At 66.8% G+C, this 21,127-nt stretch carries 22 protein-coding genes; 15 read left to right on the top strand and 7 right to left on the bottom strand.

Annotated features, from left to right (window positions below; translation table 11 throughout):
* Positions 1-18: 18 nt before the first annotated feature.
* The 10 genes from ABFP37_RS15280 to ABFP37_RS15235 all read left to right on the top strand — a co-directional run bounded on the left by ABFP37_RS15280 (position 19) and on the right by ABFP37_RS15235 (position 11,927).
* Positions 19-729, top strand: a complete 711-nt coding sequence (locus ABFP37_RS15280; RefSeq protein ID WP_078026963.1) for a TetR/AcrR family transcriptional regulator — start codon at positions 19-21, stop codon at positions 727-729.
* A gap of 171 nt (positions 730-900) precedes the next feature.
* Entirely contained in the window at positions 901-2,232 is a 1,332-nt protein-coding gene (locus ABFP37_RS15275; protein ID WP_347034063.1) for an extracellular solute-binding protein, read from the top strand.
* Positions 2,233-2,298: 66 nt separating this feature from the next.
* Positions 2,299-3,276, top strand: coding sequence for a sugar ABC transporter permease (locus ABFP37_RS15270; RefSeq protein ID WP_347034062.1), 978 nt, complete (start codon positions 2,299-2,301; stop codon positions 3,274-3,276).
* 2 nt (positions 3,277-3,278) lie between these two features.
* Positions 3,279-4,178 (top strand): carbohydrate ABC transporter permease, encoded by a 900-nt coding sequence (locus tag ABFP37_RS15265; protein ID WP_347034061.1) that lies wholly within the window; start codon positions 3,279-3,281, stop codon positions 4,176-4,178.
* Between the two features lie 110 nt (positions 4,179-4,288).
* Positions 4,289-4,711, top strand: a complete 423-nt coding sequence (locus ABFP37_RS15260) for a hypothetical protein (protein WP_347034060.1) — start codon at positions 4,289-4,291, stop codon at positions 4,709-4,711.
* A gap of 322 nt (positions 4,712-5,033) precedes the next feature.
* Positions 5,034-6,905 (top strand): molecular chaperone DnaK, encoded by a 1,872-nt coding sequence (gene dnaK, locus ABFP37_RS15255; protein WP_078026968.1) that lies wholly within the window; start codon positions 5,034-5,036, stop codon positions 6,903-6,905.
* 2 nt (positions 6,906-6,907) lie between these two features.
* Positions 6,908-7,588, top strand: a complete 681-nt coding sequence (locus ABFP37_RS15250; protein WP_078026969.1) for a nucleotide exchange factor GrpE — start codon at positions 6,908-6,910, stop codon at positions 7,586-7,588.
* A gap of 83 nt (positions 7,589-7,671) precedes the next feature.
* The gene (locus ABFP37_RS15245; protein ID WP_347034059.1) at positions 7,672-8,655 is read left to right on the top strand and encodes a DnaJ C-terminal domain-containing protein; all 984 of its coding nucleotides are present in this window, start codon (positions 7,672-7,674) and stop codon (positions 8,653-8,655) included.
* A gap of 15 nt (positions 8,656-8,670) precedes the next feature.
* Positions 8,671-9,093, top strand: a complete 423-nt coding sequence (locus ABFP37_RS15240; protein ID WP_144275897.1) for a helix-turn-helix transcriptional regulator — start codon at positions 8,671-8,673, stop codon at positions 9,091-9,093.
* 149 nt (positions 9,094-9,242) lie between these two features.
* On the top strand, positions 9,243-11,927 hold the full coding sequence (locus ABFP37_RS15235) for a PEP/pyruvate-binding domain-containing protein (protein WP_347034058.1): 2,685 nt from the start codon (positions 9,243-9,245) through the stop codon (positions 11,925-11,927).
* 168 nt (positions 11,928-12,095) lie between these two features.
* Here ABFP37_RS15235 and ABFP37_RS15230 read toward each other — a convergent pair whose 3' ends face one another.
* The gene (locus ABFP37_RS15230) at positions 12,096-12,815 is read right to left on the bottom strand and encodes an autoinducer binding domain-containing protein (protein WP_011659109.1); all 720 of its coding nucleotides are present in this window, start codon (positions 12,813-12,815) and stop codon (positions 12,096-12,098) included.
* Between the two features lie 73 nt (positions 12,816-12,888).
* Between ABFP37_RS15230 and ABFP37_RS15225 the strand changes: the two genes are divergently transcribed.
* Both ABFP37_RS15225 and ABFP37_RS15220 read left to right on the top strand, forming a co-directional pair.
* A complete protein-coding gene (locus tag ABFP37_RS15225) occupies positions 12,889-13,332 on the top strand; it encodes a DUF4902 domain-containing protein (RefSeq protein ID WP_006762267.1) in 444 nt (147 codons plus the stop codon).
* Between the two features lie 207 nt (positions 13,333-13,539).
* Positions 13,540-14,148: an acyl-homoserine-lactone synthase gene (locus ABFP37_RS15220; RefSeq protein WP_126225651.1), complete on the top strand. Its 609-nt coding sequence runs from the start codon at positions 13,540-13,542 to the stop codon at positions 14,146-14,148.
* 21 nt (positions 14,149-14,169) lie between these two features.
* Here the strand turns inward: ABFP37_RS15220 and ABFP37_RS15215 are convergent, their stop codons facing one another.
* From ABFP37_RS15215 to ABFP37_RS15205, 3 genes are all read right to left on the bottom strand, one after another.
* Positions 14,170-15,132, bottom strand: coding sequence for a D-2-hydroxyacid dehydrogenase family protein (locus tag ABFP37_RS15215; protein WP_347034057.1), 963 nt, complete (start codon positions 15,130-15,132; stop codon positions 14,170-14,172).
* A gap of 159 nt (positions 15,133-15,291) precedes the next feature.
* On the bottom strand, positions 15,292-15,465 hold the full coding sequence (locus tag ABFP37_RS15210; RefSeq protein WP_347034056.1) for a universal stress protein: 174 nt from the start codon (positions 15,463-15,465) through the stop codon (positions 15,292-15,294).
* A gap of 118 nt (positions 15,466-15,583) precedes the next feature.
* Positions 15,584-16,303, bottom strand: coding sequence for an autoinducer binding domain-containing protein (locus ABFP37_RS15205; protein WP_011659109.1), 720 nt, complete (start codon positions 16,301-16,303; stop codon positions 15,584-15,586).
* A gap of 73 nt (positions 16,304-16,376) precedes the next feature.
* Here ABFP37_RS15205 and ABFP37_RS15200 point away from each other — a divergent pair, with 73 nt between their 5' ends.
* From ABFP37_RS15200 to ABFP37_RS15190, 3 genes are all read left to right on the top strand, one after another.
* Positions 16,377-16,820 (top strand): DUF4902 domain-containing protein, encoded by a 444-nt coding sequence (locus tag ABFP37_RS15200; RefSeq protein ID WP_006762267.1) that lies wholly within the window; start codon positions 16,377-16,379, stop codon positions 16,818-16,820.
* 207 nt (positions 16,821-17,027) lie between these two features.
* Complete coding sequence (locus ABFP37_RS15195; protein ID WP_126225651.1) at positions 17,028-17,636, top strand: acyl-homoserine-lactone synthase; 609 nt, start codon at positions 17,028-17,030, stop codon at positions 17,634-17,636.
* Between the two features lie 48 nt (positions 17,637-17,684).
* Positions 17,685-17,861 carry a hypothetical protein gene (locus ABFP37_RS15190; RefSeq protein WP_347034055.1) on the top strand — a complete coding sequence of 59 codons (177 nt, stop codon included), beginning with the start codon at positions 17,685-17,687 and terminating at the stop codon, positions 17,859-17,861.
* Positions 17,862-17,874: 13 nt separating this feature from the next.
* On the opposite strand, the gene ABFP37_RS15185 is transcribed toward ABFP37_RS15190, so the two are convergent.
* The 3 genes from ABFP37_RS15185 to ABFP37_RS15175 are packed head-to-tail and all read right to left on the bottom strand — an operon-like array spanning position 17,875 to position 21,029.
* Positions 17,875-19,518, bottom strand: coding sequence for a tripartite tricarboxylate transporter permease (locus ABFP37_RS15185; RefSeq protein WP_347034054.1), 1,644 nt, complete (start codon positions 19,516-19,518; stop codon positions 17,875-17,877).
* Entirely contained in the window at positions 19,519-20,022 is a 504-nt protein-coding gene (locus tag ABFP37_RS15180) for a tripartite tricarboxylate transporter TctB family protein (protein ID WP_347034053.1), read from the bottom strand.
* Positions 20,019-21,029: a tripartite tricarboxylate transporter substrate-binding protein gene (locus tag ABFP37_RS15175; RefSeq protein WP_078026973.1), complete on the bottom strand. Its 1,011-nt coding sequence runs from the start codon at positions 21,027-21,029 to the stop codon at positions 20,019-20,021. Before ABFP37_RS15175 ends, ABFP37_RS15180 begins: the two co-directional genes overlap by 4 nt.
* Positions 21,030-21,127: the final 98 nt, after the last annotated feature.

Genomic DNA, 21,127 nt, shown 5'->3' with positions numbered 1-21,127 from the left:
TCATGCCATCCTTGGGGAATGGCCGAATCCCCCAAGCCCCGGACGCCCCGCGAACAGGCCCGCATCCGGACCATCGAGCAGATCATCAGGCTGGGCCGCGAGCATCTCGCCCTGCACGGAGCCGCCGCCCTCTCGCTCCGCGCGGTGGCCCGCGACCTCGGCGTCGTGTCCTCGGCGGTCTACCGGTACGTGGAGAACCGGGACGAGCTCCTGACGCTCCTGCTCATCGATGCCTATGGCGAGTTGGGGGATGCGGTGGACGCTGCCGTCGAGGCCCTCCCGGCGGGCGACTTCACGGGCCGCTTTGGCGCCCTGGCCCATGCCGTCAGGAAATGGGCACTCGGCGAACCCGCCCGCTACGCGCTCCTGTTCGGAAGTCCGGTGCCCGGTTATCAGGCCCCGGCAGAGCGGACCACGGGCCCCGGCACGCGCGTGGTCATCAGCCTGACGGGGATCCTGGATTCCGCCTACAGGGCCGGCAAGCTGGCAGCGCCGGACGCCGCCGCCGTGGGTCCCGCGCTGGCTGCGGACCTTAAGGCAATCCGCGGTGAACTGGGGCTGGCTGTTCCCGAGGCGCTGCTGGCCCGCGGCGCGCTGGCGTGGACGTCGGTCTTCGGTGCCATCAGCTTTGAAGTCTTCGGCCAGTACGGTGCCGACACCTTCGCGGCGCGGGATGAGCTGTTCGAGCACCACGTGCAGATACTGGCCGGCGTCGCTGGTCTCGAGTAGGGACTGCTGTGCCGGAAGAGTGGCCACTATCAGTTTGTTAACGCTAACAAAAATGTCTTGTATGTGAATTTACAACGATATAAAGTGTGTTTCAGCCCACAGTCGTTGAGCCTGGCCCCGGTGGTCGCCGGGGCCGTCCATTTGCCAGCGGCTACGTCCAAAGGAGTGACGGTGAAGCAAGTTGATACAGGCCCGAGGCATCTTTCCCGCAGGCAACTGCTGCTGGGAGGAGGTGCGCTGGTTGGCAGTCTTTCGCTCGGGGCAAGCCTGACAGGATGCGGCGGGTCCGCGCAGGCTGCCGGGAATGACATCCGCTTCTGGCACCTGCTCTCCGGCGGCGACGGCATCAAGATGATGGCCATGATCGACAAAGCCAACGCGGACCACACTGACTTCAGGATCAAGCCCACTGTGCTGGCGTGGGGTACTCCGTACTACACCAAACTGGCCATGGCCTCGGCGGGCGGGCGGCCGCCCGAGGTGGCCATCATGCATGCGGCCAGGGTGCCCGGCTACGCACCGGGCGGACTGCTTGATGCCTGGGATTTGGACCTGCTGGCGGAGTTCGGGGTGCGCCCGGAGGACTTCGGCCCGAGAATCTGGGAGAAGAGCCAGTTCAACGGCCGGGTGTTTTCGCTGGCCCTGGATTCGCACCCGTTCGTGATGCTTTACAACACGGAGGTGGCAGACAAGGCCGGCGTGCTGGGGAGCAACGGGAAGCTGGCCGGGATCTCCTCGCCCTCTCAGTTCCTTGATGTGAGCCGTGAACTGCAGCGCGTCACCGGCAAGCACGGGCTCTCGTACGGATACCTGGGCGACGGCGCGCAGATGTGGCGCCTGTTCTATACGCTCTACCGCCAGCACGGCGCGGACTTCGTCCTGGATCCCGGCAGGCCCGCCCAGGTGGAGCGGGACGTGGCCATTGACTGCCTGGAGTTCATCAGGTCGCTGCTGGACAACACCATTTCCACGAAAAGCGGCGACGGCGGCACGGCCATTGCGGAATTCGCCAGCCAGGGGTCGGGGCTGCTTTTCACCGGCGTCTGGGAGCTACCCACCATGAAGACGGCGGGTGTTCCGCTCGGTGCCAGCACCATCCCCACCCTGTTCGGAACGCCGGCGGCCTTCGCCGACTCGCACTCGTTCGTGCTGCCGCACCAGGCCCAGCTGGACGAATCCAAGCGCCGCGGCGTGTACCAGTTCGTTGCGTCGATGCTCAAGGGTTCGCTGAGCTGGGCGGAGGCCGGCCACATTCCGGCCTACCAGCCGGTGGTGAAGTCCAGCGAGTACGCGGCACTGCATCCGCAGGCGGATTATGCGCACGCGGCGGACATCATCAACTACGATCCCGAGGCCTGGTTCACCGGTTCCGGATCCGACTTCCAGAGCTACTTCGCCGAGAACGTCCAGAACGTGTTCCTGGACCGGGACAAGGCCGCAGACGGCTGGGACGCCTTCATGAAGCGCATCAACTCAGTCCTCGCCATGCCCAACCCGGTGTGAGCAGCGATCCCGCATGGCCGCCGAACCCCGTTTGAGCACCGACCCGTTCGTGACAAAGGAGTCCTCATGAGCACCGCCCCCACAACGGCGCCCGCCGGGAAATCATCCCGCATCCGGCGCGACGACATTCCAGCGCAGGTCCAATCGCCCGCCCCGGCGCCCGCGGCGAAATCGCCCCGCGCCAGGCGCGACAACATCCACGGCTGGGCCTTCTCCGCCCCGTTCCTGGTTTTCTTCCTGACGTTCCTGGTCTGGCCCATGATTTCCGGGGCGGTCATGAGCCTCACCGGAAAGTCGCTCACGGGCGCCAACAGCGGGTTCATCGGCCTGGCCAACTACACCGAGGCGTTCGCCGACGCGGACATGTGGCGGTCGCTGGGTAACACCCTGTACTTCACGCTGATCAGCACCGTGCCGCTGGTGGTGATCGCCCTGGCACTCGCGGCACTCGTCAACATGGGCCTTCCGGCGCAGTGGCTGTGGCGGCTCTCCTTTTTCTCCCCGTTCCTGCTCGCCTCCACCGTGGTCTCGCTCTTCTTCGCCTGGATGTACAACCCGGAGCTGGGGCTGTTCAACGACATGCTCGCAAACCTGGGCATTCCGCCGGTGGCGTGGCTGAACGATCCCTCGGTAGCGATGTGGGCGGTGGTGATTGCAACGGTCTGGTGGACCGTGGGCTTCAACTTCCTGCTGTACCTGGCCGCCCTGCAGAACATCCCGCAGCAGCACTATGAAGCGGCCTCACTCGACGGCGCGGGCGGCTGGCGGCAGTTTTTCTCCATCAGTCTTCCCCAACTCGGACCCACCACGGTGATGATCGTCATCCTGCAGATCCTCGCGTCCCTGAAGGTCTTTGACCAGATCTACCAGATGACCGAAGGCGGACCGGGCGGAGCGACCCGCTCCATCGTGCAGTACATCTTCGAGGCCGGATTCACGGGCTACCGGCTGGGCTATTCGGCAGCCATTTCCTACATCTTCTTCGGCCTGATCCTGCTCATTGCGCTGGCCCAGGTCTTCACCACACGGAAAAGGAGCGCCTAGCCATGGCTACCACCACACTGTCCAAGCCCGCACTCCGGATCAAGGGCTCCGCCGAACCCGTGCCAAACCGCCGCCCGAAGCCGCCGCTGTGCCGCGTCCTGGCCACCGTCGTCGTGTCGGCCCTCGCTGTGGCGTGGCTGGTGCCCTTCGCCTGGGCCACCGCCACCGCGCTGAAGACCGAAACGGATGCCGCGTCCACCCCCATCAGCTGGATACCGGCGTCGGGCTTCACTCTCGATGCCTTTGCCAAAGTGCTGCAGAGCGGCAACATCCCCACCTGGACGCTCAACTCGCTGTTCACGTCAGCGGCGATCACCGCCATCACGCTGGTGATTTCCGCGTCGGTGGCCTACGCCATTTCGCGGATCGATTTCCGCGGCAAGAGGATGCTGATGGGCGTGATCGTGGCGTCCATCATCATTCCGCCGCCGGTCCTCCTCATCCCGCTGTTCCAGCAGATGCAGTCCCTCGGCCTGATCGACACCTACTGGGCGCTGATCCTGCCCCAGGTGATCCATTCGCCCATGGTGTTCGTGCTCAAGAAGTTCTTTGACCAGATCCCGCGTGAACTCGAGGAAGCGGCACTGATGGACGGCGCCGGCAGGCTGCGGATCTTCACCACCATTGTGCTGCCGCTGTCCCGGCCGATCCTGGCCGCCGTGGCCATCTTCGTGTTCATCGGTGCATGGAACAACTTCCTGTGGCCGTTCGTCGCCACCAACGAGAGTTCGCTGCTGACCCTTCCGGTGGGCCTGCAGACCATCAAGAGCGCCTACGGCATCCAGTACGCCCAGAACATGGCGTCCGCGCTGCTGGCCGCCTTGCCGCTGATCGTCGTCTTCCTGTTCTTCCAGCGGCAGATCATCAAGGGCGTGGCCACCACTGGCCTCGCCGGGACCTGAGCCGCACCGGCCGGCCCCCGTTCGGGCCCCTGTTGCGGCCTGCCCCGGCTGAGTAGACTGCCAATGCGCCTGGATGGGCGCGCCCAGTCCTCCGAAGGAGTGATCACGCGATGACCGAAAACAGCGAGTTTGAAACCCCGGGAAAGGCCGCCAACAGCACAGGGAAACCGGCGCTCGAGGATGAGAGCGGCCAGTATGTTGAAGGCGACTACGGCGACGCCGGCGTGGTGGGTGACGATGCTCGCGCAGATGCGAAAGGCGAATACCCTACCGGTGATTACGGCGACGCCGGAACGGTGGAAGTCCCTGCCGATGCCGAGGAAGGCACTTACCCCGAGGGCGACTACGGGAAGGCCGGCACGGTGGGCCAGGAACTGCGCGCCGAACAAGAAGGGGAGTACCCGGAAGGCGACTACGGTGCCGCCGGAACCGCCCCGGAGCGCGGCACGGCCGATGACCTCAAGGATGAACTGACGGACGGCCAGGTCAACGCACCACGGAAGGACGACGGCGGCGCTCCCGCTGGCGCGTAGCTCCCCGCCCGCAGTTCACGCTCAGCGAAACTGTGGTGGCGCCGTAGTCCCAGCCCCCGGTATTCCGCGGATATCCGCGGAATACCGGGGGCTTTTCCTTGGATGCAGACTGCCCCAAAACCAAAGTTGAGCGTGTTTGACTCAAGTTTGGATTGACTTAAATCCGGTCCTGAGTAGAGTTGAGTGCAGATCGCTCAAGGAGTGAGCGAACCCCGATCCAGGCAGGTCCGGTCAGCGGGCCTGCGGTCCTCCGCCGGGTCAAAGCCCGGCCGCCGGCGCAGGATCGGGGCAACAAGTTTCCAAGGAAAGAAGGAAGCAACACATGTCACGTGCAGTAGGTATCGACCTCGGAACCACCAACTCCGTCGTCTCCGTTCTCGAAGGTGGCGAGCCCACCGTTATTGCCAACGCCGAGGGTGGCCGCACCACGCCGTCCGTCGTTGCGTTCTCCAAGTCCGGCGAAGTCCTGGTCGGCGAGATCGCCAAGCGCCAGGCCGTCAACAACATCGACCGCACCATCGCCTCCGTCAAGCGCCACATGGGCACTGACTGGAGCGTCCCGGTCGACGACAAGAAGTACACCGCGCAGGAAATCTCCGCGCGCATCCTGATGAAGCTGAAGAACGACGCCGAGTCCTACCTCGGTGAAAAGGTCACCGACGCAGTGGTCACGGTTCCGGCGTACTTCAACGACGCCCAGCGCCAGGCCACCAAGGAAGCCGGCGAAATCGCAGGCCTCAACGTCCTCCGCATTGTCAACGAGCCCACCGCCGCCGCGCTCGCTTACGGCCTGGACAAGGGCAAGGAAGACGAACTCATCCTGGTGTTCGACCTCGGCGGCGGAACGTTCGACGTCTCCCTGCTGGAAGTCGGCAAGGATGAAGACAACTTCTCCACCATCCAGGTCCGCGCCACCGCCGGTGACAACCACCTCGGCGGCGACGACTGGGACATGCGCGTTGTTGACTACCTGCTGAACCAGCTCAAGGTCAAGGGCATCGACCTGTCCAAGGACAAGATCGCCCTGCAGCGCCTCCGCGAAGCTGCCGAGCAGGCCAAGAAGGAACTGTCCTCCTCCTCGAGCACCAACGTTTCGCTCCAGTACCTCTCCGTCACCCCCGACGGCCCGGTCCACCTGGACGAGCAGCTGACCCGCGCCAAGTTCCAGGACCTCACCAAGGACCTGCTCGAGCGCACCAAGAAGCCGTTCCAGGACGTCATCAAGGCAGCCGGCATCAAGCTCTCCGAGATCGACCACATCGTACTCGTGGGCGGTTCCACCCGCATGCCCGCCGTCTACGAACTGGTCAAGGAACTGGCCGGCGGCAAGGAGCCCAACAAGGGCGTCAACCCGGACGAGGTCGTGGCTGTCGGCGCTGCCCTGCAGGCCGGCGTGCTGAAGGGCGAGCGCAAGGACGTTCTCCTCATCGACGTCACCCCGCTGTCCCTGGGCATCGAAACCAAGGGCGGTGTCATGACGCACCTCATCGAGCGCAACACGGCCATCCCCACCAAGCGGTCCGAGACCTTCACCACGGCTGACGACAACCAGCCGTCCGTGGCCATCCAGGTCTTCCAGGGCGAGCGTGAATTCACCCGCGACAACAAGCCGCTGGGCACGTTCGAACTGACCGGCATCGCCCCGGCTCCCCGCGGCGTCCCGCAGGTCGAGGTCACCTTCGACATCGACGCCAACGGCATCGTGCACGTCTCGGCGAAGGACAAGGGCACCGGCAAGGAACAGTCCATGACCATCACCGGCGGCACCGCGCTCTCCAAGGAAGACATTGACCGGATGGTCAAGGACGCCGAGGAGCACGCAGCCGAGGACAAGGCCCGCCGCGAGGCAACGGACACCCGCAACACGGCAGAGCAGCTCGCCTACTCCGTGGACAAGCTGATCGCCGACAACAGCGACAAGCTGCCGGAAGAGGTCAAGACCGAGGTCAAGGCCGACGTCGACGCCCTCAAGAAAGCGCTCGAAGGCACCGACGACGCAGCCGTGAAGGCCGCGTTCGAGAAGCTGCAGGCGTCCCAGTCCAAGCTCGGCGAAGCCATCTACGCACAGGCCGGCTCGCCGGACGGTGCCACGGGTGCATCCGGTGCTGAAGGCGCTCCCGCCGGCGGCAAGGCTGACGAGGACATCGTCGACGCCGAGATCGTTGACGAAGACGCCGCAGACGAGAAGAAGTAACCATGCCGCATCACGGTAACGAAGAAGAGCACGATTCTTCCCGCGATCAGGGCAGCAAGCGTGACGAACCGGTCATCCGGGACCACCGCAAGGTGGACCCGGTGACCGGGCAGGCACGGCACCCGCAGGGCGAGCACCACAGCGAACCGGCGGCCGAGCCTGTCGAGGCCGCCGCGGATTCCGACGGCGACGCCCTCGCCCAGGCTGAGGAAATCCTCAACCAGGTGGAGGTGCCGGCGGAGGAATCGGTGGCCCAGGGAACTGAAGCCGCCGCTGCCGCGGAGCTGAAGAACGATCTGCTGCGCCTGCAGGCCGAATACGTCAACTACCGCAAGCGCGTCGAGCGCGACCGCGCCGTGGCAGGGGAGATGGCCGTCATCGGCGTCCTGAACTCGCTGCTTCCGGTGCTGGACGACGTCGACGCCGCCCGCCAGCACGGTGACCTCGCGGACGGCCCGTTCGCCGCGATCGCCGCCAAGCTGGAAAACGCGCTGAAGACGTACGGCCTGAGCCGTATTGATGAGACCGGCGTGGAGTTCGATCCGACCATCCACGAGGCTCTCATCCAGCAGCCTGGCGAGGACATCGAGGTTGACACCGTCAGCCAGGTGCTCCGCTCCGGCTACAAGTCGGGCGAGCGCGTCCTCCGCGCGGCACAAGTGATTGTGGCCGTTCCGGCGTAGTTTTATCACCGGTGGTTGAGCCTGTCGAAACCCGGTTTCGGCAAGCTCAACCACCGGCCCATTACTTTTGAAAGGAAACGCCATTGGCTAGCCAGGACTGGGTGGACAAGGACTTCTACAAGATCCTTGGTGTTGCCAAGGACGCTTCCGACGCTGATATCAAGAAGGCCTACCGGCAGCTCGCACGGCAGTACCATCCGGATACGAACTCCGGCGAAGCGGCTGCGGAGAAGAAGTTCAAGGACATCTCCGAGGCCTACTCCGTGCTGTCCGACCCCGACGAGCGCCAGCAGTACGACGCCATCCGCGCCATGGGCGGCGGGGCCCGCTTCGCGCCCCACGGTGCGGGCAGCACCGCAAACGGCGGGTTCGAAGACCTCTTCGGCGGCCTGTTCACCGGCGGCGGCGGACGGCACTCCGGCGGATACAGCACCGCCGGCGGCATCCCGCCCGAGTTCGCGGACCTGTTCGGCGGCGGCTTCGGCGGCGCCGGTGGGCCGGCAGGCTACCAGCGCGCGCCCCAGAAGGGCGCCGACCGGACGGCCACCACCAGCATTTCCTTCGCCGGGTCCATCCGCGGCACGACGATCGGCCTGCGCGAGCCGGACGGCGATGTCATCGACGTCCGCGTCCCGCCCGGTATCAAGGACGGCCAGAAGGTCCGCGTCCGCGGCAAGGGGCAGTACAGCCCCTCCGGCAACGGCGACCTGATGGTGACGGTCAACGTCAAGCCCCACGATTTCTACACGCGGGACGGCGACAACCTCCGCATCCACGTGCCGGTCAGCTTCCCCGAGGCCGCCCTGGGCGCCGACATCGAAGTCCCCACGATCGACGGCGAACACGTCCGGGTCCGGGTGCCGGCCGGCACCCCGTCCGGGCGCACCCTCCGGGTCAAGGGCCGCGGCGTGAAGACCTCGAAGGGCACCGGCGATTTGCTGGTGACCATCGATGTCGCCGTTCCGCGGAACCTGAGCAAGGAAGCCGAGGAGGCCGTGAAAGCATTCGCAGCCGCCACCGCCGGCGCGGATGTCCGCGAGGGCCTGGCAGCCAAGGCCAAGCTCTAGCGACGGGCGTCAGCCGTGGACATCAACTTCGATCAGCCGATCTTCGTCATCTCGGTGGCAGCCGAGCTCGCTGACATGCACCCGCAGACCCTCCGCCAGTACGACAGGCTGGGCATCGTGTCGCCCAGCCGGGCCCCGGGCAAGTCCCGCCGGTACTCCCAGCGGGACGTGACCATGCTCCGGGAGGTGCAGCGGCTCTCCCACGAGGGCGTCTCCCTCGAGGGGATCAAACGGATCCTCGAGCTGGAGAACCAGGTGGCCGCGCTGCAGCGGCGGGTGAGCGAACTGACCGAGGAGCTGGGCCGCCGTCGCCAGCCCCTGGACTCCCGCATCTTCGCCGCCGGCACGGCCGGTGACGTGGTCAGCCTGACCCGTGGACAGCGGCCGCGGGCAAGGTCCCAGGCCGTGGTGGTATGGCGCCCGCACAGCCGGGACTAGAGGGCATTTCACGGACCTGCCCGCATTTGAGGGGTCACGCCGGGCCATAGGACAGTGCGTCCGGCCGTGCCAAAATGGGGTCAACCAGGCGCAGCGCTGCGAACTGGGCGGCACGCTAACCTGGGCCCGGGCAGAAGGGACGCACTGTCATGACCTACATCAAGGACTTTGCCCAGGTGGGGCGCGGCGACGTCGGCATGGCCGGCGGCAAGGGCGCCAACCTCGGGGAACTGCTACAGGCAGGATTTCCGGTTCCGCCCGGCTTCGTCCTGACCACCGCGGCGTACGCGGACTTCGTCGAGGCCAACGGCATCGCCCCGCGGATCCTGGAACTTGCCGCCCTTCCCGCCGGTGCGCAGGGGACCGATTACGATGCCGCGTCGCAGCGGATCCGAGCGCTGTTCACCGGAGGCGTGATGCCGGAGGAGATCGCCCGCGAGCTGCGTGAGGCGTACAGCGGGCTCTCCCGGAGGTCCGCGGCCCAGATCGACGGCGGCGACGGCGACGCCGGGGCAGATGCGTCCGTGGCCGTCAGGTCCTCGGCCACCGCCGAAGACCTCGCCTCTGCCAGCTTCGCGGGTCAGCAGGACACCTACCTGAACGTCCAGGGCCCTGACGCCGTGACGGCCGCGGTCATCGACTGCTGGGCGTCCCTGTGGACCGCGCGCGCCATGGCCTACCGGTCCCGTGAAAGGCTCGATCCCGCCACGGTCCGCCTGGCGGTGGTGGTCCAGCGGATGGTCGAGTCCGACGCCGCCGGGGTCATGTTCACCGCCAACCCCTCCAACGGCCGCCGCGACCAGGTGGTGATCAGTGCCGCCTGGGGCCTGGGCGAATCCGTGGTCAGCGGAGCCGTCACCACCGACGACGTCGTGGTGGATCCCGCCACCGGCCGCGTGGCGTCCCGGCTGACCGCGGATAAGCAGGTCATGACCGCCTACTCGGACCAGGGCACCACGGAGCTCCCGGTTCCCGAGCGGCAGCGCCGCCAGCCGGTGTTAAATGACGCGGCGGCGGCCGCACTGGCACGGCAGGGCGTGGCCATCGCGGAGCATTTCGGCTCGCCGCAGGACATCGAATGGGCTCTTTCCGCCGGTGAGTTCTCCATTGTCCAGTCCCGCCCCGTCACCGCGCTGCCCGAACCCTCGGCCGAGGCCCCGACGGAATGGCCGTTGCCCTTTCCGAAGGGCCTGTACTTCCGGGCAAGCATTGTGGAGCAGCTGCCCGATCCGCTCTCGCCGTTGTTCGCCGACCTCATTGACGGCTCGGTGACGCGCTCGATCAAGGCCCTGATGGCGCAGGCCGTCGGCAGCGACGTGGTGCGGGAGGGGGACATCTCCCTGCCCACGATCAACGGCTACGCGTACTACTACTACACGTCCAGCGGGATGTGGCGGCTGATGGGCAAGTCGCTGACCGCGATGAGTGCCCTGGCACGGGGCAAGGCGCACATGGGCATCAACGGCTGGCGGGACTACTCCCACCCCCGCTACCGCGGGCTGGTGCGGCGCTGGGCCGCCAAACCGCTGAAGGACCTTCCGTCCGCGGAGCTGCTGGGCGGGATCTCCGAACTGCTCGACGCCGGAACCTCCTATTACACGGCGGTGCAGTCCGTCATCCCGATCGCGGCTTCGAGCGAGATCGCGTTCCGGACGTTTTACGACCGGCTGGTCCGCCGTGCCGGCGACCCGCCGGGGCAGACGTTCCTGCTCGGGTACGACAGCGAGCCCATCCGTGCGGAGAAGTCGCTGTACAACCTCGCAGCGTGGACCCGCGGACATCCCGGGCTGGCCGCAGCGCTGACCTCAGGACCGGCCGCATCGATCGCGGCGTCGTTGCGGACGGGAGACAGGCCCGACGGCGTCGAGGCGGGGGACTGGGAGGAATGGCGGACGCGCTTCCAGCGGCATCTGGACCGGTTCGGACACGCCGTGTACAACCTCGACTTCGTCAACCCGGTGCCCGCCGACGACCCATCCGCCCTGCTGGAAACCCTGAAGTTCTTCCTGCGCGGGGAGGGCAACGACCCGCATGAGCGCCAGCGGCGTTCGGCCGACCGCCGGGATGGCCAGGGCCGGGCGATCCGCGACAGGCTCGGCCCCGCACGCCGCGCCGTCTTTACCCGGTTGCTGCGCTGGGCGCAGAAAGCGGCGCCCGTCCGTGAGGATGCGCTGGCCGACATTGGCTTGGCGTGGCCGCTGATGCGCCGGATGCTGCTGGAGCTCGGCCGGCGGCTGGTGGACTCGGGGATCATCGCCGAACCCGCCGACATCTTCTGGCTGCGGCTCGGTGAGCTCCGCAACGCCATCGATTTCGGCCTCGCTACCCCGGGGGCAGCCATCACCGGCGCCGCACGGCCGGTGCGGGCCGACGCCGTGGAGCAGCGCAAGATGCTGTGGCGCGGCCAGCGGAAGGCAGCCGCGCCCCAGATCCTGCCCGAGAGCCGCTGGGCCGATCGGGCGTTTGGAAAGATGATGCCGGCCGGCTCCCAGGACCAGCGTGGAGACACGATCTCGGGAGTCGGCGCCAGCTCAGGGCAGGTGACCGCGCCGGCACGCCTCCTCGGCGGCCCCGAGGACTTCGCCAGCATGCGGCCGGGCGAGGTCCTGGTTGCCCGCATGACCACGCCCGCGTGGACTCCGCTGTTCGCCATGGCATCGGGGGTGGTCACCGACGTGGGCGGGCCGCTGAGCCACAGCTCGATCGTCGCCCGGGAGTACGGCATCCCGGCCGTCCTGGGCACCGGCGTGGCCACGCAGCGGCTCGCGAGCGGCCAGCGGGTCAGGGTCGACGGCGACGCCGGCACCGTCACGGTGGAGCGCGCCGAAGCATGACTCAGCCGCCGGTGGCGGCCGGAGGCCAGCCGGCGCCTGCGTGCATGCATGGAGAAAAGCATTTCCAGCGTGAGCTGGACCGCGAAGGAAGCGGAGCCGCTGATGGAGTGAGCGGCAGCGGCCGTTCATGCGATCCGGCGGCGGGACTGCCCCGCCGCCGGTGCCGCGTCAGGGCGTGTCGATGAGTCCGGCCCCGATCGCCTTGACGACCGCCTGGACCTTGTTCGTCGCGCCGAGCTTCTCGAGGATGTTGTTCACGTGGAAGTTGACCGTGCGCTCCGAGATGCTGAGGATCTGGCCGATCTCGCACGCGGTCTTGCCTTCGGCCGTCCAGCGCAGCACCTCGCGCTCGCGTGCGGTCAGCGTGACGCTCGACTCCGGCGACAGCTTCGGCAGCATGAAGCGGCTCATCAGCGAATGCGACAGGTTCGCGAGCCAGTTCGTCTGCAGCGTCAGCATGTTGATCTCGGCCGGCGTGAGCCGGTCCGCATGACGGGCGATGCTCAGCAGCCCGAACGCGCCGCGCGCCGCCCAGCTCGACTGCGCAACGCCCACCGACAGCCCGTAGTCGCGCGCGTCCTGCCACAACGGGCACGGGTCGATCCGGTCGACGTCCGGCCACACGATCATGTTGGTGCTCATCGCGCCGTCGCGAACCGTCGAATCGATCTCGATGTAGTTCTGCGCCTGGTAGCGCGCCATCCAGCCGTCCGGATAGGTATTGAAGATCGCGACGGCCGGCTTCGATACGGGCAGCGGCACGCGAATGCCGTAACAGCAATATTCGAAGCCGAGGCGTTTAGAATAGGCAGCGATCCGCTGGAAGAGCTGCTGCTCGTCTTCCGCGGCACTGAATTGTTGGTAGGCATCCTGCCAGCGTAATTCCATTATTTCTCCGACAACGTCACGCTGTCATACCTGTCAGGTGCCAGCGCCGGTTCGGGGCTGATACATTCCGCGCATGACTTCACCTTTGTTGCACCCGGTCCGCGGCCCGTCTCCGGACGGCTACGTACGGCTGTCCGAAAACGCACTGGCCGCGCTCGCGCTCGACCATGTCGCCAGCGACCTCGATGCATCGCTGCTCGCGGAACTGCGCGACAGCGCCATCGACGCGCGCCTGGCCGGCTATACCGAATGGCACCGCCCGGCCAGTGCCGGCGTCGCATACCTGACGGTCGGCTGGGACTGGTATCTCGAACGTGCAACGGGCACGTTCGTGATCGCGGGCGGCGACGTCCGCAGCAACATCATGGCCGTGGACGCCAACGGCGCCGACCTCGGCATGTTCCGCACCGCCGCCGCGCTCGTCGCGCGGCTCGCTGGCATCGACTGGCCCGCCGCCGTCGCATCGGCGCTGCTCGGCCGCAATGACACCTATCATGCCGGTCCCACGCTCCAGTGACAATCTGCCACGCTTTCCTCTGACATTTCCTCAAGACTGGCGCTCTTTATAAGCAAAAGCCGCCCGTATTTCAATCCCGCCGATCAAGAAACCGTTACCACCGGTCGAATCGCGTCGGCGCACGTCTACCTGTAAGAGTTACCAGTTACCGCCTCCTCGGGACGCGCGCTGTAATGCGTGCATACAAAGATCAATCCGAGGACACCCATGCGAACCTTCGTTCACGAGGAAGGGCGGTTGCCGCACGAACTTGCAGCGGATTTAGGGCGCTATCGGCGTCGTGTATTCGTCGAACAGCTCGGTTGGGCGCTTCCGTCGGCGAACGAGAGTTTCGAGCGCGATCAGTTCGATCGCGACGATACCGTCTACGTGTTCGCGAGAAACGCCGGCGGCGACGTGTGCGGATGTGCGCGCCTGTTGCCGACCACCCGCCCGTATCTGCTGAAGTCGCTGTTCGCCGACCTGGTCGCCGAAGGCGTCCCGCTGCCGCAATCGGCTGCCGTCTGGGAGCTGTCGCGGTTCGCGGCGACCGGCGACGAAGGCGGTCCGGGCAATGCCGAGTGGGCCGTCCGCCCGATGCTCGCCGCGGTCGTCGAATGCGCGGCGCAGCTGGGCGCGCGGCAGCTGATCGGCGTGACGTTCGCGAGCATGGAGCGGCTGTTCCGCCGGATCGGCGTGCACGCGCACCGGGCAGGGCCGCCGAAGCAGGTGGACGGTCGTCTGGTTGTCGCGTGCTGGATCGACATCGATCCGCAAACGTTTGCTGCACTTGGAATCGAGCCGGGACGGGCCGCCCGGCAAGCCATCGCCGCCTGAGCCGGAACGCCCGTTTTTCGGTTACGGCGTCAGTGTCCGGACCGGTGCGCCGTCCAGCCACGCCGTCACGTCCTCGAACGCGCCGGCGAAGAACGCCCGGTAGCTTTCCTGCGTGACATAGCCCAGGTGGGGCGTCAGGAGTGTCCGGGGCGCGGCCAGCAGGGCGTGCCCGGCCGGAAGCGGTTCCTCGTCGAAAACGTCAATGGCCGCCCCGCGGATCCACCCCTCCTGCAGGGCGGAGACGAGGGCCGTCTGGTCGACGAGCGGGCCGCGGGCGGTGTTGACCAGGACGCCGTCGGGGCCGAGGAGCTGCAGTTCCCGTTCGCCGACGATTCCCTCCGAACGCGGCGACAGGCGCAGGTGCAGGGACACGACGTCGGACTCTGTGAAGAGTTCTTCCTTGCCGACCCTGTGGGCCCCGGCCGCCGCGGCGGTTTCCTCCGTCAGGTTCTGGCTCCAGGCCAGCACGTCCATCCCGAAGGCGCGGCCGTAGGCGGCGATGCGCGTCCCGATCTTTCCCAGCCCGACGATACCCAGGGTCTTTCCGGACAGCTCGAACCCGACGGCGGTCTGCCAGCGGCCGGAGCGCAAGGCGGCCTCCTCGGCGGTCAGGTTCCGGGCGAAAGCCAGCAGCAAGGCCCACGTAAGTTCCGGCGCGGCTGTGGGAGAGCCGCCGGTTCCGCACACCACCACGCCGTGGTCGGCCGCCGCCTGCAGGTCAATGGCCGCGTTGGCGGCGCCGGTGGTCACGAGCAGTTTCAGCCGTGGCAGCTGCCCGATGACGCTGCGGGGGAACGGAGTGCGCTCCCGCATGGCGATGACGATGTCAAAGTCCGCGAGGGCCGCAGCGGTTTCGGCCTCCGAGCCAAAATGACCGCCGAACACCACGACGGCGACGCCCCGCTGCTCCAGGGAGCTCCACGGGGTGAAGTCCTCCGCGACCCCTTGGTAGTCGTCCAGGATGGCTAGCCGGTACTGGTTCATGGCTTTACGGTATCGGACGGGCCCAACTCGTCAGCCAGGGACAACGTTGCCCAGTTGGCTACCGGTTCGCGGGGCGGCCACGTTGAACGGGCCCGGAGTTCGGGGGCGAGGTTGTTGACGTGGTGGGTGGCGCGGACTGATGAGTGCTCCGCTGCAGCGTCAGGCGCCGGCTTTGACCGCCAGCACAGGGCACGACGCTTCGAGCAGGATCTGCTGCGCCGTGCTGCCCATGATCAGTTTCCCCACGGGGGTGCGCTTCCTGAGGCCGATGACGATCAGTTCCGCCCGGTATTTCTCCGCGGCGTCCAGGACCTCGTTGGCTGCGTCATGCATGGAGAAAAGCATTTCCAGCGTGAGCTGGACCGCGAAGGAAGCGGAGCCGCTGATGGAGTGAGCGGCAGCGGCCGTTCATGCGATCCGGCGGCGGGACTGCCCCGCCGCCGGTGCCGCGTCAGGGCGTGTCGATGAGTCCGGCCCCGATCGCCTTGACGACCGCCTGGACCTTGTTCGTCGCGCCGAGCTTCTCGAGGATGTTGTTCACGTGGAAGTTGACCGTGCGCTCCGAGATGCTGAGGATCTGGCCGATCTCGCACGCGGTCTTGCCTTCGGCCGTCCAGCGCAGCACCTCGCGCTCGCGTGCGGTCAGCGTGACGCTCGACTCCGGCGACAGCTTCGGCAGCATGAAGCGGCTCATCAGCGAATGCGACAGGTTCGCGAGCCAGTTCGTCTGCAGCGTCAGCATGTTGATCTCGGCCGGCGTGAGCCGGTCCGCATGACGGGCGATGCTCAGCAGCCCGAACGCGCCGCGCGCCGCCCAGCTCGACTGCGCAACGCCCACCGACAGCCCGTAGTCGCGCGCGTCCTGCCACAACGGGCACGGGTCGATCCGGTCGACGTCCGGCCACACGATCATGTTGGTGCTCATCGCGCCGTCGCGAACCGTCGAATCGATCTCGATGTAGTTCTGCGCCTGGTAGCGCGCCATCCAGCCGTCCGGATAGGTATTGAAGATCGCGACGGCCGGCTTCGATACGGGCAGCGGCACGCGAATGCCGTAACAGCAATATTCGAAGCCGAGGCGTTTAGAATAGGCAGCGATCCGCTGGAAGAGCTGCTGCTCGTCTTCCGCGGCACTGAATTGTTGGTAGGCATCCTGCCAGCGTAATTCCATTATTTCTCCGACAACGTCACGCTGTCATACCTGTCAGGTGCCAGCGCCGGTTCGGGGCTGATACATTCCGCGCATGACTTCACCTTTGTTGCACCCGGTCCGCGGCCCGTCTCCGGACGGCTACGTACGGCTGTCCGAAAACGCACTGGCCGCGCTCGCGCTCGACCATGTCGCCAGCGACCTCGATGCATCGCTGCTCGCGGAACTGCGCGACAGCGCCATCGACGCGCGCCTGGCCGGCTATACCGAATGGCACCGCCCGGCCAGTGCCGGCGTCGCATACCTGACGGTCGGCTGGGACTGGTATCTCGAACGTGCAACGGGCACGTTCGTGATCGCGGGCGGCGACGTCCGCAGCAACATCATGGCCGTGGACGCCAACGGCGCCGACCTCGGCATGTTCCGCACCGCCGCCGCGCTCGTCGCGCGGCTCGCTGGCATCGACTGGCCCGCCGCCGTCGCATCGGCGCTGCTCGGCCGCAATGACACCTATCATGCCGGTCCCACGCTCCAGTGACAATCTGCCACGCTTTCCTCTGACATTTCCTCAAGACTGGCGCTCTTTATAAGCAAAAGCCGCCCGTATTTCAATCCCGCCGATCAAGAAACCGTTACCACCGGTCGAATCGCGTCGGCGCACGTCTACCTGTAAGAGTTACCAGTTACCGCCTCCTCGGGACGCGCGCTGTAATGCGTGCATACAAAGATCAATCCGAGGACACCCATGCGAACCTTCGTTCACGAGGAAGGGCGGTTGCCGCACGAACTTGCAGCGGATTTAGGGCGCTATCGGCGTCGTGTATTCGTCGAACAGCTCGGTTGGGCGCTTCCGTCGGCGAACGAGAGTTTCGAGCGCGATCAGTTCGATCGCGACGATACCGTCTACGTGTTCGCGAGAAACGCCGGCGGCGACGTGTGCGGATGTGCGCGCCTGTTGCCGACCACCCGCCCGTATCTGCTGAAGTCGCTGTTCGCCGACCTGGTCGCCGAAGGCGTCCCGCTGCCGCAATCGGCTGCCGTCTGGGAGCTGTCGCGGTTCGCGGCGACCGGCGACGAAGGCGGTCCGGGCAATGCCGAGTGGGCCGTCCGCCCGATGCTCGCCGCGGTCGTCGAATGCGCGGCGCAGCTGGGCGCGCGGCAGCTGATCGGCGTGACGTTCGCGAGCATGGAGCGGCTGTTCCGCCGGATCGGCGTGCACGCGCACCGGGCAGGGCCGCCGAAGCAGGTGGACGGTCGTCTGGTTGTCGCGTGCTGGATCGACATCGATCCGCAAACGTTTGCTGCACTTGGAATCGAGCCGGGACGGGCCGCCCGGCAAGCCATCGCCGCCTGAGCCGGAACGCCCGTTTTGCCTCGGACCGGCTGCAGGACCAGGTGCTCGATGCCTTCCTTCTCCAGCCGGTCCGTGACCTCGCTGATGTCCTGCGCCTGGGCGTACCGCTTGTCCACGACGGCGTCGCCCCGCGACGAGTTGATGATGACCAGCCGGCTCTGGCTTTTGTGCGCCTCGCTGATGGCGCGGTCGAGCGCTGCCGAGCCTTCTGCGGTGGGGACGTAGCCGACGATGATGCTCACGATTTCTCCTGTCCGTGGTTGGCGGGGGTGGCGTCCGGGACTTCGGCCGCCTCAGCGTTCGCAGGCACAGCAACAGCAGGGCTGTCAGCGCGAGTGCCCTCAACAAGGGGTCCGTCAATAGCAGGGGCGCCGGCCATGGCCAGCCCGGACGTCCGGGGCCGCCGGGCGCGCCAGAGCTTAGCCACCAGAGGCCAGGCCAGGACCAGGGCCACGATGATGTAAACCACGATGGCGATCGGCTCGCTCCATAGGCCGGACACGTCGCCCGCGCTCAGCTGCAGTGCCTGGCGTAGCTGCTTTTCGAGGCGCGGTCCCAGGATCACGCCGAGGATGAGCGGCAGGACGGGAAGCCCGTAGCGGCGCATCATGAAGCCGAGTGCGCCCAGGACCATCAGGATCACCAGGTCGAACGCCTGCAGGTTCACCGAGTAGGCGCCCAGCGTGGCAAAGAACAGGATGCCGGCGTACAGGTACGGGCGCGGAAGTCGGAGCAGCTTCGCCCAGACCGGGGCCAAGGGAAGGTTGACCAGCAGCAGGAGGAAGTTGCCGATGAACAGACTGGCAATCAGCGCCCAGACCAGGGGACCCTCGTTTTTGAACAGCAGCGGTCCGGGCTGGATCCCGAACTGCGTGAAGGCGGCCAGCATGACGGCGGCGGTGGCGTTCGTCGGCAGGCCGAGGGCCAGCATAGGGGTCAGGGTGCCGGCCGCAGCGGCGTTGTTGGCAGCCTCCGGCCCGGCAACGCCTTCGATGGCGCCCTTGCCGAACTCCTCGGGGTGTTTGGACAGCCGCTTCTCCGTGACATACGAGAGGAAGGTGGGGATTTCAGCGCCGCCGGCGGGCAGCGCGCCGAACGGGAAGCCGAGGGCCGTGCCACGCAGCCAGGGCTTCCAGGACCGCTTCCAGTCCTTCTTGCCCATCCACGGAGTGCCAACCGGGATAATCTGCAGCGGCGTGCGGCGCAGGTGCGCCGCCACCCAGAGGGCTTCACCGACGGCGAAGATTGCGACGGCGACCACCACGACGTCGAGGCCGTCGGCCAGCAGCGGCAGGCCGAAGGTGAGGCGGGCCTGGCCTGAGACGAAGTCGAGCCCGACGAGGCCGACGGCCAGGCCGAGGCCCAAGGACGCGAAACCGCGGAGCCGCGACGAACCCAGGACGGCGGTCACGGCGAGCAGGGCCAGGACCATGATGGCGAAGTAGCTCGGCGCGCCGAGGCTGACCGCAAACTGGACCACGATCGGTGCGAAAACCACCAGGAGGGTGGTGCCGATGGTGCCGGCGATGAACGAGCCGATGGCCGCCGTCGCCAGGGCCTGGGAGGCCCTTCCGGCTTTGGCCATCTTGTTGCCCTCGATCGCGGTGATCACGGAGGACGATTCGCCGGGAGTGTTGAGCAGGATGGACGTTGTGGAACCGCCGTACATGCCGCCGTAGTAGATGCCGGCGAACATGATGAACGCGCTGGTCGGTTCGAGGACGGTGGCCACCGGGAGCAGCAGCGCTACGGTCATGGCAGGGCCGATGCCGGGCAGGACGCCGACGGCGGTGCCCAGGATGACGCCGATCAGGGCGTACAGGAGGTTCATGGGGGTCAGCGCCGTCGCGAACCCGGCCATGAGTGAGGACAGGATGTCCATTTAGAGAATCCCTTCAAGGAGCCCGGCCGGAAGGGCGATGCCCAGGCCGAGGTAGAAGCCGTAGAAGGTCAAGAGCGCCAGCGCCAGGGAAATGAGTCCGTCGCGGACGTAGTGGCGGCTTCCGAGCGCCCAGACGCTGCTCCAGAAGAGCACCGTTCCGGAGATGACCCAGCCGGCCCAGTCGATCAGCAGGATGTTGGCGATGAAGGCGCCGGCCAGCGGGAGGACTGTCTTCCAGTCGGCCGGGTGGGTCAGGTCGACGTCTTCGCCGGCCTCGGCCTCGCCGCGGCCGCCGCGCACAACGTTCACTGCCAGCATCACGGCGCAGATGAGCAGGAGTGCCCCCACGACGATGGGCAGCGTTTTGGGGCCTACCGGATCCGACTGGGAGTAGGGCACAACCAGGCGCGCTGCGTCGAGGAGGACCAGGGCGCCGGCCGCCCCGAGCAGGGCTGCGACGCCCAGCTCGGAGCGGCCTTTGAGGCGGGAAGACAAGGAGGTCACGCCAGGCCGAGCTTCGTCAAGACGTCGGCAACGCGCTTGTCCTGGTCGGTGAGGAACGACTTGAATTCGTCGCCGGTGATGAAGGCGTCGGTCCAGCCGCGCGTCTTCAGCGTCTCGTTCCACGCCGCTGACTCATGCATCTTCTCCAGGGTGGCGATCAGGGCGTCGCGGTCAGCGTCGCTGACGCCGGGGGGAGCTACCATGCCGCGCCAGTTGGTGAACACCAGGTCGATGTTGGATTCCTTGAGCGTGGGGGCGTCTACCCCTTCAAGGCGCTTTTCACCGCTTGTCGCCAGCACTCGGATGTCGCCGGACTGGATCTGCTGGATGTATTCGCCGGCTCCGGAGGCCGCGAAGCCGAGCTTGTTGCCGATGATGGCCGGGAGCAGGTCGCCTCCGCCGTCGTAGGAAACGAAGTTGACCTTCTTGGCGTCGATGCCCACGGCCCCTGCGAGCTGCATGGGCAGGAGGTGGTCCGGGCCGCCGGCCGAGGAGCCGCCGCCGACGCTGATCTTGGACGGGTCCTTCTTCCAAGCGGCTACAAGATCGTCAATGGTCTTGTACGGGGAGTCCTTGGAGACCATGATGGCGCCAGGCTCTTCGATGAGGCGGGCCAACGGGGTGGTCTGGGTCAGCTTCGACTCGGACTTGTTCGTATAGCTTGCGCCAACGACGCCAAGGCCCATGAGCATGGCCAGATCGCCATTGCCTTTTTCGTTGACGATGCGGGCCAGGCCCACGGTGCCGCCGGCGCCGGCGAGGTTGAAGACCTCAGGGTTCGTGGCAAGCTTCTCGTCTTCGAGAACCTTCGCCGCTGCACGGGCCGTGGTGTCGTAGCCGCCGCCGGGGGTGTTCGGCACCATGATGCGAAGTCCGGCAAGGGGGGCGGTGCTGGCTCCGCTCGTGGAGGGGCCGGCGGCAGGCTTCCCGGTTGCTCCGCAGCCTGACGCCATCAGGGCGATGCCTGCCGCGACTGCAGCCACGCGCAATGCGCTCAATCCGCGCATGTTGTTCCTCTTCTCGTTGGTCCGTTTGATTGGGGTTCTCCGATGCTAGGGCCGAAAGTGACGCCGCTCACTCTTGTGTAACCAGAGAACGTTAAGTT

Origin of the sequence: Burkholderia sp. RS01, assembly GCF_039748055.1 — a bacterium.
GTDB lineage: Bacteria > Actinomycetota > Actinomycetes > Actinomycetales > Micrococcaceae > Arthrobacter.
Note: the sequence above shows the minus strand (reverse complement) of the source record. Positions and strands in the feature narration are given on the sequence as shown.

Coding starts and splice junctions, on each gene's coding strand:
- dnaK (WP_078026968.1), top strand. CDS start 5,034: ATGTCACGTGCAGTAGGTATCGACCTCGGAACCACCAACTCCGTCGTC.
- ABFP37_RS15200 (WP_006762267.1), top strand. CDS start 16,377: ATGACTTCACCTTTGTTGCACCCGGTCCGCGGCCCGTCTCCGGACGGC.
- ABFP37_RS15215 (WP_347034057.1), bottom strand. CDS start 15,132: ATGAACCAGTACCGGCTAGCCATCCTGGACGACTACCAAGGGGTCGCG.
- ABFP37_RS15225 (WP_006762267.1), top strand. CDS start 12,889: ATGACTTCACCTTTGTTGCACCCGGTCCGCGGCCCGTCTCCGGACGGC.
- ABFP37_RS15230 (WP_011659109.1), bottom strand. CDS start 12,815: ATGGAATTACGCTGGCAGGATGCCTACCAACAATTCAGTGCCGCGGAA.
- ABFP37_RS15185 (WP_347034054.1), bottom strand. CDS start 19,518: ATGGACATCCTGTCCTCACTCATGGCCGGGTTCGCGACGGCGCTGACC.
- ABFP37_RS15260 (WP_347034060.1), top strand. CDS start 4,289: ATGACCGAAAACAGCGAGTTTGAAACCCCGGGAAAGGCCGCCAACAGC.
- ABFP37_RS15235 (WP_347034058.1), top strand. CDS start 9,243: ATGACCTACATCAAGGACTTTGCCCAGGTGGGGCGCGGCGACGTCGGC.
- ABFP37_RS15270 (WP_347034062.1), top strand. CDS start 2,299: ATGAGCACCGCCCCCACAACGGCGCCCGCCGGGAAATCATCCCGCATC.
- ABFP37_RS15205 (WP_011659109.1), bottom strand. CDS start 16,303: ATGGAATTACGCTGGCAGGATGCCTACCAACAATTCAGTGCCGCGGAA.
- ABFP37_RS15195 (WP_126225651.1), top strand. CDS start 17,028: ATGCGAACCTTCGTTCACGAGGAAGGGCGGTTGCCGCACGAACTTGCA.
- ABFP37_RS15280 (WP_078026963.1), top strand. CDS start 19: ATGGCCGAATCCCCCAAGCCCCGGACGCCCCGCGAACAGGCCCGCATC.
- ABFP37_RS15250 (WP_078026969.1), top strand. CDS start 6,908: ATGCCGCATCACGGTAACGAAGAAGAGCACGATTCTTCCCGCGATCAG.
- ABFP37_RS15265 (WP_347034061.1), top strand. CDS start 3,279: ATGGCTACCACCACACTGTCCAAGCCCGCACTCCGGATCAAGGGCTCC.
- ABFP37_RS15210 (WP_347034056.1), bottom strand. CDS start 15,465: ATGCATGACGCAGCCAACGAGGTCCTGGACGCCGCGGAGAAATACCGG.
- ABFP37_RS15190 (WP_347034055.1), top strand. CDS start 17,685: ATGCCTTCCTTCTCCAGCCGGTCCGTGACCTCGCTGATGTCCTGCGCC.
- ABFP37_RS15220 (WP_126225651.1), top strand. CDS start 13,540: ATGCGAACCTTCGTTCACGAGGAAGGGCGGTTGCCGCACGAACTTGCA.
- ABFP37_RS15175 (WP_078026973.1), bottom strand. CDS start 21,029: ATGCGCGGATTGAGCGCATTGCGCGTGGCTGCAGTCGCGGCAGGCATC.